Origin of the sequence: Pedobacter sp. SYP-B3415 (assembly GCF_004138205.1) — a bacterium.
Taxonomy (GTDB): Bacteria; Bacteroidota; Bacteroidia; order Sphingobacteriales; family Sphingobacteriaceae; genus Pedobacter.
The window spans coordinates 1-9676 of record NZ_RXNQ01000019.1 but is presented as its reverse complement, the minus strand read 5'-3'; the positions used below and the strand labels follow the sequence as shown (position 1 = coordinate 9676).

Here is a 9676-nt window from a genome sequence, read left to right as displayed (position 1 = left end):
CCGGAGCGGTTTGTTCGTCTCTTGTATGTTGTTTTCAGAGGTACGAACGCTTTCGGCTATGCCTCAGGTGCTTCTTTTCCAAGAAAAAGAAGGAGCCCCCGCGGCGGTGAGCGGTTCGATACCATAGTTTCACATCTATTGAAAACCAAAGAACTATACGCTTTCGCAAAACTTTCCCCGGACAACACTGGGCAGTGAATTATGGCGATGTGAGATTTGAGACCTGGAGAAGTATATAGATATTCGTATTTCGTATTTAGACAGGGTGCAAAAATCCCCCGGCCGGTTATGGCGTTTGAGGGGCTCTCCGCCCAAGCTTACAACCTAATACCTGCAACTTAATACTTTATGGATTCATGGCTCCTGGTTCGGCTAGCGGACATTGAGGGGTTAGGCGCCCAGACTTTAAACTTTCCACTTTAAACTTTAAACTCATACCGGTCTTTTCTCTCATTGGTTTCTCCTGAATCAAAGATGCCAAATACCCAATCTAAAAGGGTAAGAACCGCAGGCAGATGGGGTACTTTTCAGCGAAACTTTAGTTTGACAGCCAGGGTTAATTTATACGGTCGACCAGCAGTAGTTCCGTTTCAAATACAATCGTAGCGGGAGCTACAAGTAATTAAAAATGCAAAACAAAGAAACACCTTGAAAAACATGAAAAAGATAGCTTTTCTCTTCCTGGTTGCCGCCTGTGCCGCAGCCACGTCCTGTAAAGATAAGGACAATGACAACCGGTATATGGACAATCAGACATTCGTTACGGAGGGTTCGAGCAGCAACCAGTTTGAAATCCAGGCCGGAGCACTTGCATCTGCACGTGCAAGCAACGCCGATGTCAAAGCATTTGGTGCACATATGGTATCTGATCATAGCGCAGTCGGGCAGGAGATGACCACGCTGGTGCAACAAAAGGGATGGATGATGCCGACGGCCCTGCTTCAAAAACATCAGGCGAAAGTAGACTCTCTTTCGGCGCTGAACGGTGCTGAATTTGATAAAAAATTCATGGATATGATGGTACTATCTCACCGTGAGGCAATCGATCTTTTTGATCGTGCGAGCGATGATAACGATGGTGTCGCCGACCAGGATTTACGGAATTTTGCCGGAAATAAATTACCCGCGCTAAGAATGCACCTCGACCATGCGACAACGCTGAGAGGGCAGGTACAGCGGTAACAATACAAATGCACGCAGGCTGATGGCGGGCCCCGGAAAGGGTCAACCTGAACGGCACGGTACGCACCCAAAGGTTGCTGCCGTGCTTTTTTTTGCATAGGCGTGATCCGCCTTTAGCACCCGATCATGACGATCTTAACCCGGCTGCCGCTGAGATGCTCAGTAGTTTTAAACCAATTAAACACCTCGGCTGTTCACATTGGAAACCATCAGCGTCCATGCCAGCCAAAACGAAGAAGTCCGGTAACGAAATCACCGTTATGATTGAAACCCCCGGGGGAAGTAACTGCAAGTTTGACTTCGATCCCATGCTGGGTACGATGAAACTGAAAAAGATGATGCCTGCGGGACTGGTTTTTCCCTTTGACTTTGGCTTTATACCAGGAACCATCGGCGGCGACGGTGATCCTGTCGACGTTCTGGTCATATCTGAAGTCAGCACTTTTCCTGGCTGTATGCTTGATTGCCGCGTTGTCGGCGCACTGAAGGCCCGGCAACGGGAACGTAATGGGGATAACATGCGAAATGACCGGATCATCGCCGTTCCGATCGTCTCCGCAGAATATGCAGCTGTATACGAGCTTGCAGAGCTGCCGGCTCATTTGCTTGATCAGATCACGCGGTTTTTTATCAATTACAACGAGCAGGCAGGAAAGGAGTTTAAGCCGCTTGAGCAGCTATCTGCCGCGGCTGCGCATAAACTTATTGACTCTGCCCGCACTTCTCAGCTGAAAGACTCCCTGATCCAGATGTTTGTGCCCGCAAAAGACACAGGGGGCAATCCGTTTCCATCCAAACTCTATAATGAGCTTAATGAAGAGCTGAAAGAACGGTTTGGCGGTGTTACATTGTACGCCCGCGCACCGGCAACCGGGCTTTGGAAGGACCGGGAGGAGACGGTAGAAGACGAGATGGTCATCTATGAAGTCATGACCAGCCTGCCTGATGAAATTTACTGGACCAAACTCAAAAGCAGATTGCAGCGTCGCTTTAAGCAGGATGAGATTCTAATTCTGGTTAGCAAGATTCAAAAGATCTGATACCGTTAGCAGTTTCCGTTTCTTTATACTGATGCCTGAACTCGGCAACATCTGCATGTGTCTGCCCGTCATTATTGCTATAACTTTCCGGATTTCAAAACTTAACGTTATCTTGAGGTAACACTGCGGCTATGACCGCTTTGAATCAGGATATGCTCATGTATTCTCTCGGAATCGATCTCGGAACATCATCTGTAAAAGTAGCTATCGTTGAACTCGAAAGCCGCAAATGCGTATGCAATGCCCAGTTTCCAGATATAGAAGCCCCGTTAAAGTCGCTGCAGCCGGGCTGGGCGGAGCAGGATCCTGAAGATTGGTGGAGATATACGCAACAGGCAATCAGGCGCACAGTAAATGCGCGCAAGATCGATGCAAGCGCAATTGCGGCAATCGGAATCTCTTATCAGATGCACGGTCTTGTCCTGGTAGATTCTCGGCAACAGGTGCTGCGCGATAGCATCATCTGGTGCGATAGCCGTGCCGTTCAAATCGGAGACGAAGCTCTGTCTGCCCTGGGCAGCGCATACCAGCATCATCACCTGCTTAACTCGCCAGGTAATTTCACCGCGTCGAAATTCGCATGGGTAAAGCGCAATGAACCGCAAGTGTATGCGGCCGCTAATAAAATGATGCTTCCCGGCGATTTCATTGCGATGAAACTAACCGGAGCCTGCACGACAACAGTTCCCGGATTGTCTGAAGGAATTTTCTGGGATTTTAAAACCGGAACCGTTTCAGAACCGGTTATGCGCTATTTTGGTTTTGACGGGGATGTGTTGCCTGAAATCAGGCCGGTGTTTTCCGAACACGGCTTGCTGGACGCTGGTGTAGCAGATTTACTGGGGCTCAGGGCGGGCATTCCGGTATCATATAAGTCTGGTGACCAACCAAATAATGCCTTATCGTTGAATGTTATGAAACCCGGGGCAGTCGCAGCCACTGCGGGTACCTCGGGCGTTATCTATGGCGTTAGCGATCAGTTGAGTACCGATCCGCTTTCCAGGATCAATACGTTTGCACATGTTAACCACCGGCAGGATCAGATCCGGACCGGGGTGCTGCTCTGCATCAATGGTACGGGCAGTATGTACCGCTGGGCAAGGGATAATTTTGCGCCCGGTACGGCCTATTCAGAATTAAACCGGATTGCAGCAACAGCGGCGGCGGGCAGCCGGGGTTTATATGTTTTTCCTTTTGGAAACGGTGCGGAACGCATGCTGGGAAATCGCTCAACCGGGGCCAGGCTGTCAGGAATTGATCTGAATCTTCATGGGCAAAAAGAGATTTTTCGTGCTGTCCATGAGGGCATCGTTTTCGCGTTTCGTTATGGTCTTGATATCATGAAAGCCAGCGGATTAAAGCCAGCAGTGATTCGTGCAGGCCATGCCAACCTCTTTCAAAGTAAATTGTTTGCGCAGACCTTTGTCGATGTAACCGGGGTACCCGTCGAACTTTTCGCAAATGATGGCAGTGTAGGTGCAGCGATAGGTGCAGCCATTGGCGCCGGTCTCTATTCTTCTGAAGAGGATGCATTTGCCGGGATTGAGCCGCTTTGCACGCTGGACCCCCAGGTTCATGCAGGTTATGAACCGCTTTATCAGCAATGGAAAGCTATTCTGGAGAATGAAATCGAATCAACCTTATAAATAAATCATATGGCAAGCATTGTTACAGGTAACAGAGAATTTTTTAAAGGCATCGGTCAGGTAAGTTATGAAGGTCCGCAAAGCGATAATCCACTCGCTTTTCGCTGGTATGAACCGGAGCGGGTAGTGGCTGATAAAACCATGAAGCAGCATTTCAAGTTTGCCTGCGCCTACTGGCACACTTTCAATGGCAACGGGTCTGACCCGTTTGGAGCGGCTACCCATATTTTCCCCTGGGATGAAAAACGCGATGCGGAAGGCAGGGCAGCCGATAAGATGGATGCAGCATTTGAATTTATGACTAAAATGCAGCTGCCGTATTATTGTTTTCATGATGTTGATCTGATTGACTTTACGGATAACGTGGCAGAGAATGAAAAACGCCTGAAGATCATGGTAGACTATGCCCGGCAGAAACAGGATACAAGCGGTATCAGGCTGCTTTGGGGTACCGCTAATCTTTTTAGTCACAGGCGTTACATGAATGGCGCGGCAACAAATCCCGATTTCAGCGTGCTTACACATGCCGCGGCGCAGGTTAAGGCGGCAATTGATGCTACCATAGAACTCGGTGGTGAAAACTATGTGTTCTGGGGCGGGCGGGAAGGTTACATGTCTCTTCTGAATACAAATATGAAGCGGGAACAGGAACACCTCGCCAGATTCCTGCACATGGCAAAAGATTACGCACGCAAACAGGGGTTTACAGGAACCTTTTTTATAGAGCCCAAACCATGTGAACCAACCAAACATCAATATGATTATGATGCGGCTACAGTAGTTGATTTTCTGAGGAACTATGACCTCACCGGTGATTTCAAACTTAACCTGGAGGTGAATCATGCTACCCTTGCGGGGCACACCTTCCAGCATGAACTGCAGGTTGCTGCAGACAATGGCCTTCTCGGCTCGATTGACGCGAATCGCGGTGACATGCAAAATGGATGGGATACGGATCAGTTTCCGAATAATCTGAACGAATTAACGGAAATCATGCTGATCATTCTCGAGGCGGGCGGACTGCAGGGAGGCGGTGTGAACTTCGATGCGAAGATCAGGCGCAATTCAACCGATCCGGCCGATCTTTTTTATGCACATATCGGGGCCATGGATCTTTTTGCCCGCGCCCTGATCGCCGCTGACCGCATTTTGAACGAATCAGAATTCCTTAAAATACGCAGCGAGCGTTACGCGTCTTTTGACTCGGGAAAGGGGGCAGAGTTCGAAGCAGGTAGGCTGACACTTGAAGATTTACGCGACCTGGCTGCTCAGAACGGCGAGCCGCAGGCTATAAGCGGCAGACAGGAATACCTGGAGAACCTGATCAACAGATTTGTCTGATGCCGTACAGCTTCGACCCGCGGTCAGCCACAAAATCAGATAAGGGGGATACTGCCCCGGTCACGGTAATAATCAATTTTTGATAGAAACATAACGGCCATTTTTTCAGCCCGCCAGAGCGCTTCCCGGGCTTTTGCGCCCGAAAAGAGTCCGTTTACGGTGTCTGACCATAGGCCCAGCCAGCGGTCAAAGTGTGCCTGATCAACGGGCAGGTTGGCGTGCGGTGGAAACGGCCGGCCCGTATACGTGTATTCGTCGAGCAAAACGGTCTGCCAGAAACGGTACATTTTAGCGAGATGTACAGACCAGTCGGAAATTTTTCCATTGAAGATGGGGCCGATAAGATCGTCCTGCTGAACCCTTCCATAAAATGTGTCTACAAGGGTCCGGATGTCATCAATGTTTTCGATATCTCTCATCTCCTGCTGCGATAATAGCAAATTTACTTCAAAACAGGATACGGTTATCGGGCTATTGACATACAGATGTCAGGAAAGTTTTTGCTGCGCAGGATGTGGTCAGTGGCGTTTTTTCAAAAACAATAATTAATTACATCAGACCGGTCATATCGTCAGATCTTTGGTTCTATAGGCAAACCCAACCGAACCATGCCCGAATACGCGCAGGGAAGGATTGAGATACCTGTTTTTTTGTGCTTATAAACTTTTCGGTATCCTCTCCGGTTTCTAAGATGGCTATCAGTTCAGGTAGCCTCAAATCAATCAACCATGGAAAATCAGGAAAAACAACATGAAATATTCGCTGCCGGCGGGAATGAAAATCAAAGTGGCAACTCTTCAATGGCCATGGACGGACCGCTTCGTTCAGGCGAACAGCAGCAGGAGGAACACGACCTTGATGAAACCGATCAGGCCGCAACTTCATCAGCAGGTGGTTATGGGAATGACCTTGACATCGATCCAAATGGCGACGGTCTTCAGGACGGAGATGATAACGATCTCTCAGGCGACGGTGTGAACGAAGATGATGATTTGGACAGTGATCTTGACGACGACTTGTCAGACGATGATGATCTGGATGCTGATACAGACCTCGAAGATGATGAACTCGGTTCGGGAAGTATTGACGACGACGACGATGACCTTCCGGATGGAAACGGTCTCACAGAGCGCCGGGGCACAGATGATGAAGACGATGACAATTACTAATTCGAAAAGAGCCGGAACCCAGTCCCGGCTCTTTTAGCAATTATTCCTGAGCAGCCTGTTCGTTGACAAATGATTCGGCTACCTGCGTCAGCGCGGCGTCGGTTTCCTTTTCATTCCTCAGGATCTGTTCCAGCAGCGCTGCAACCTCGGTTTTGCCGCCATGACTTGCGAGGGTTCGCAGCGTACCATAGGTTGCAATTTCGTAATGCTCAACTTTCTGTGCGGCCAGAATCAGGCCCGCATCGCGGATCAGCGTTCCGGATTCGGTATCTTCAATAATTCCCTGTGCTTCTGCAATCAAGCCGGCCATGGCTTCACATTTCTTTGCCTGTGCTTTTTTGCCCAGCAATTCAAAAGCCTGTTCAATAAGTTTGATATGTTGCTCGGTATCAGCCGTGTGCTTCTCAAAAGCCATAGCAAGCTGGCTGCTTGTTGCCGCTTTTCTCATTTTCGGAAGCGCCTTTACCAGGTGTTTTTCCGCCCAGTAAATGTCTTTTAGCTCATCAATGAGAAATGAATCAAACTCCGTCGTTATTGCTGCAGCTGCGGCAGGCGATTTTTTTGCTTTTGCAGCTGCAGTCTTGCCTGCTGATGCTGTACCGGCGCTTTTGGCAGAAGCCAGAACCGCTTTTGCAGCTGGGGTTTTACCGCTGTTTACAGGCTGTGCCTTTGGTGCCTTCGCAATCGTTTTTGCAGAGGTCTTTGTTGCTGTTGCCATAATGCTGATGGTTAGTGGTTTGATGTGTAACCAACTCATCAACAAAAAGTTTGCTGCGCATTTACCGCTGGGCTTTTGTTATTTACCGTGCTGCTCGGTTACGTCGGCCAGCATGCCGAGCAAGTCTTTCTCTGTTATCGGTTTAATGTAGAAATGCGAGACTTCTTTATAACTTCTGGCGCGTTCATGGTCGGCCTCATCAATCGATGAACTAACTATGTAAACAGTGATCTTTTTGTCGATCTTGAACTTTGTAAACTCATCCAGGAACTGCCAGCCATCGAGCACAGGCATATTGAGGTCGAGCAGGATCACTGATGGCAGGATCTCCGGCGATTCAAGAATAGGGTGAAGATATTTGAGCGCTTCCAGTCCGTTTTTGAAAACAAGCAGCGTATCGCTGAAAGAAAGGAGGTTCATTTTTTTTGACAACAGGTAGGTAAAAATAGGGTCGTCGTCAATAATACAGGCGATGTCTAAGCGCATAATTTTTTAATCAGATCGTAAATTCTACGGTAAATGTACTGCCCTGTCCGGGCGTACTGTCAACAAAGATTTTTCCATTCATCACTTCAACCTGGTTTTTAACCAGGAAGAGCCCCATGCCCCGCGCATCGTCGTTTCCGTGGAATGTCTTGTACATGCCGAAAATTTTTCGTCCATGCAGCTTCAGGTCAATGCCGCTTCCGTTGTCGCTGACGTTCAGTGTCAGCTTACCCCCGGCCAATGTTGCTTTGATGCCAATCAGCAGCCGGCGTTCGGTATGCCTGTACCGGATGCTGTTGCTGATCAGGTTGACAAGGATACTTTCCAGGTAGGCAGGATTGAGCGAAATCAGTAAGTCGGGATCAATAGCAACCGATACTTCCGCGTCGGCCTGGCGAATCGAGGCTGAAAGGATATCGAGCACTCGATCTGTTTCCTTTCTGAGATACAGCGGCCGGCGATTGGAGAAGCCGCCGTCATTTATTTTTATAACTTCGTTTAAATGAGATAGGGTGTCAAGCAGGTTGCCCGCATTCTGGCTTAACATATTCAGCAGCGCTTCTTTCTCTGCCGCATCCTGTTCATCTACCACCATATCTGCAAGCATTTTGATATTTCCGGTGTGCGATCGCAGGTTATGTGATACGATGTGCGCAAAATTCAGCAGGCGTTCATTTTGATTTTTGATGATCTCCATGTTTTTCTTGCGCTCTGTGATATCTTTCACCTGCGAAATGAAGTACAACGGTTGTCCAGCATGATCCCTGACAGCAGAAACCTTCAGCAGTGCCCAGATCATCTGGCCCTCCTTGTTGAAGTACCGCTTCTCCATTTCGTACCAGTCCTTTTTCTGCTCGATCAGCTCCTTAACCTGGGCAAGGTCTGATTCGAGATCGTCAGGGTGGGTAAGGTCCTGAAAGGTACGCTGCATCAGTTCGGCTTCGCTGTATCCCATAAGTGCACACAGGCTTTGATTTGCCCGGATCCAGTCGCCTTTGAGCGATACCAGCGCCATGCCTATTGGGGCGTGGGTGAAAGCCTGGAAAAAGCGCGTTTCACGCTCTTCGTAACGGCGTTTAAAGCTTATGTCGTCGGTAATATCGCGCAGTGTGCCATAGATTTTGATGCATTTTCCATTCTCCAGGTATGCACCGATGTGCAGTTGTACATGCCTTGCATTGCCGCGTGCCGTAAGCAGCTCCTCTTCCGTGTTGCGGGGCTCACCGCTTTTCATCACTTCGTCTATTAACCGGCGCACACGTTCAGGATGTTTATAAAAACGCAGCGATTCTTCAAGCTGAGGTTTAAAGCCTTCCTCAACTTCAAGTATCTGACTGATAATGCTGTTCCAGTGGATCTCGCCGGTAATGAGATTCCTTTCCCATATGCCTAATCGGGCAAGTGGAGCAACCAATTGATAGAGTTCCAGTCTGGTATGCATACGTTAATACAGATTCAATACGATTTTCGGGGTTGCACATGTTCCTGCCTTGAAAAAGCATCAAAAATTCAGGAACAATGTCAATAGGGTGGGAAATGGTTTCCAAAGGTAAGATTATTAAGTCAGAATTGTGTTTTTTTCTTTCAGATGATCGGGATTGAGGAATCTGTCATCCCGGACACCAGCGTAGCGCAAGCCTGTCCCGATGGAGTCGGGAAAGGATCTAACTCGGGATCACAAATCAGATTCTTCGCTACGCTCTGAATGACCCGTGGGGGAATCGCGGTCTGGAATGAAGCCAAGGGATTTCTTTAGATTTGAGATATGAGAGATGAGTCCTGAGACGTGGTGCAGAAACCCCTTCAGCTGGTTAGGGCGAGTGAGGGGTTAGGCATTAATAGTATAAAGGTATTCGTAGTTCGTATTTAGACAGGGTGCAATTGCATAGATATGAGATATGAGTCCTGAGACGAGGCGCAGAAACCCCTCGACCGGTTACTCGTATTGACTGGTAGACGGACGGTCTTGAGGGTGTTTCCTGAACTGTGTCAATAGTGTAACTTTAAACTATCGACATAAACAATGGCAACACAAGAAGACTTTGACTTTGAAAGCTTCAAAAAGGAAGCTATAGCAGGCTTATATGCCGGCAA

9 protein-coding genes are annotated in these 9676 nt (G+C 48.5%); 5 read left to right on the top strand and 4 right to left on the bottom strand.

Annotation, left to right across the window (positions count from 1 at the left end):
• Positions 1-657 precede the first annotated feature (657 nt).
• The 4 genes from EJV45_RS08665 to xylA all read left to right on the top strand — a co-directional run bounded on the left by EJV45_RS08665 (position 658) and on the right by xylA (position 5209).
• Positions 658-1182, top strand: coding sequence for a DUF4142 domain-containing protein (locus tag EJV45_RS08665; protein WP_129715282.1), 525 nt, complete (start codon positions 658-660; stop codon positions 1180-1182).
• A 218-nt stretch (positions 1183-1400) separates the two neighbouring features.
• Positions 1401-2222, top strand: coding sequence for an inorganic diphosphatase (locus tag EJV45_RS08660; protein ID WP_165305017.1), 822 nt, complete (start codon positions 1401-1403; stop codon positions 2220-2222).
• Between the two features lie 131 nt (positions 2223-2353).
• Positions 2354-3868: a xylulokinase gene (locus EJV45_RS08655; protein ID WP_370291268.1), complete on the top strand. Its 1515-nt coding sequence runs from the start codon at positions 2354-2356 to the stop codon at positions 3866-3868.
• A 9-nt stretch (positions 3869-3877) separates the two neighbouring features.
• Positions 3878-5209 (top strand): xylose isomerase, encoded by a 1332-nt coding sequence (gene xylA, locus EJV45_RS08650; protein ID WP_129715280.1) that lies wholly within the window; start codon positions 3878-3880, stop codon positions 5207-5209.
• Positions 5210-5244: 35 nt separating this feature from the next.
• Here the strand turns inward: xylA and EJV45_RS08645 are convergent, their stop codons facing one another.
• Entirely contained in the window at positions 5245-5628 is a 384-nt protein-coding gene (locus EJV45_RS08645; RefSeq protein WP_129715279.1) for a group III truncated hemoglobin, read from the bottom strand.
• A 309-nt stretch (positions 5629-5937) separates the two neighbouring features.
• On the opposite strand from EJV45_RS08645, the gene EJV45_RS08640 reads away from it, so the two are divergent.
• A complete protein-coding gene (locus tag EJV45_RS08640) occupies positions 5938-6378 on the top strand; it encodes a hypothetical protein (RefSeq protein ID WP_129715278.1) in 441 nt (146 codons plus the stop codon).
• A gap of 40 nt (positions 6379-6418) precedes the next feature.
• Here the strand turns inward: EJV45_RS08640 and EJV45_RS08635 are convergent, their stop codons facing one another.
• Genes EJV45_RS08635 through EJV45_RS08625 form a run of 3 tightly spaced genes read right to left on the bottom strand, consistent with a single transcriptional unit; the run spans position 6419 to position 9023 of the window.
• A complete protein-coding gene (locus EJV45_RS08635) occupies positions 6419-7135 on the bottom strand; it encodes a ferritin-like domain-containing protein (protein ID WP_370291266.1) in 717 nt (238 codons plus the stop codon).
• Between the two features lie 39 nt (positions 7136-7174).
• On the bottom strand, positions 7175-7582 hold the full coding sequence (locus EJV45_RS08630) for a response regulator (protein WP_129715277.1): 408 nt from the start codon (positions 7580-7582) through the stop codon (positions 7175-7177).
• Between the two features lie 10 nt (positions 7583-7592).
• A complete protein-coding gene (locus EJV45_RS08625) occupies positions 7593-9023 on the bottom strand; it encodes a PAS domain S-box protein (protein WP_129715276.1) in 1431 nt (476 codons plus the stop codon).
• Positions 9024-9676 lie beyond the last annotated feature (653 nt).

Bases quoted from the DNA above. Each gene is read 5' to 3' on its own strand.
- EJV45_RS08645 (WP_129715279.1), bottom strand. From the start codon at position 5,628: ATGAGAGATATCGAAAACATTGATGACATCCGGACCCTTGTAGACACA.
- EJV45_RS08655 (WP_370291268.1), top strand. From the start codon at position 2,354: ATGACCGCTTTGAATCAGGATATGCTCATGTATTCTCTCGGAATCGAT.
- EJV45_RS08640 (WP_129715278.1), top strand. From the start codon at position 5,938: ATGGAAAATCAGGAAAAACAACATGAAATATTCGCTGCCGGCGGGAAT.
- EJV45_RS08630 (WP_129715277.1), bottom strand. From the start codon at position 7,582: ATGCGCTTAGACATCGCCTGTATTATTGACGACGACCCTATTTTTACC.
- EJV45_RS08635 (WP_370291266.1), bottom strand. From the start codon at position 7,135: ATGAGTTGGTTACACATCAAACCACTAACCATCAGCATTATGGCAACA.
- EJV45_RS08665 (WP_129715282.1), top strand. From the start codon at position 658: ATGAAAAAGATAGCTTTTCTCTTCCTGGTTGCCGCCTGTGCCGCAGCC.
- EJV45_RS08660 (WP_165305017.1), top strand. From the start codon at position 1,401: ATGCCAGCCAAAACGAAGAAGTCCGGTAACGAAATCACCGTTATGATT.
- EJV45_RS08625 (WP_129715276.1), bottom strand. From the start codon at position 9,023: ATGCATACCAGACTGGAACTCTATCAATTGGTTGCTCCACTTGCCCGA.
- xylA (WP_129715280.1), top strand. From the start codon at position 3,878: ATGGCAAGCATTGTTACAGGTAACAGAGAATTTTTTAAAGGCATCGGT.